1 protein-coding gene is annotated in these 420 nt (G+C 59.3%); it reads right to left on the reverse strand.

Annotation, left to right across the window (positions count from 1 at the left end; translation table 11 throughout):
- Nucleotides 1-219 (reverse strand): hypothetical protein (locus tag AC1D0P_RS30455; RefSeq protein ID WP_477680141.1); only part of this gene is annotated, 219 nt, incomplete at its 3' end.
- Nucleotides 220-420: the final 201 nt, after the last annotated feature.

Below are 420 nucleotides of genomic sequence, written 5' to 3' on the forward strand. Positions count from 1 at the left end.
GAATTTGGCGCCAAGGCCGGTGCCGGCGAATTGCTGACCGCCGATGTTCCAGGCCACCGCATAGGTTTCGCCCTCGCGAACCACCTTCACCGTGCCGGTATACTGCTGACCATTGTCGGGATTGACGCCTTGCACCTTGAAGGTGCCGGTCGGGTCCGCCCATGCCAGGGCGGGCGCCAGAGCCAGAAGGCCGGCGGCGATGATCGTACGAATGCGCATGATGTTCTCCCGTTTGTCTCGGACGACAGCCGATCCCGCGTCCGAGGTTTTGATACATCGTCTTGTCGACCTGCGTAAGACGGATCAGACTGACCTTTCTTGGGGAGATTCTTGTGTTTCGCCGGAAAAATCTTACGCGGATGGTGTCTTCGACGGCCTAAGGCGGATTTCTGCCGGGATTGCAGGTGGTTAGGTCAGTTC

The organism is Polaromonas sp. P1_G2 (assembly GCF_056405515.1).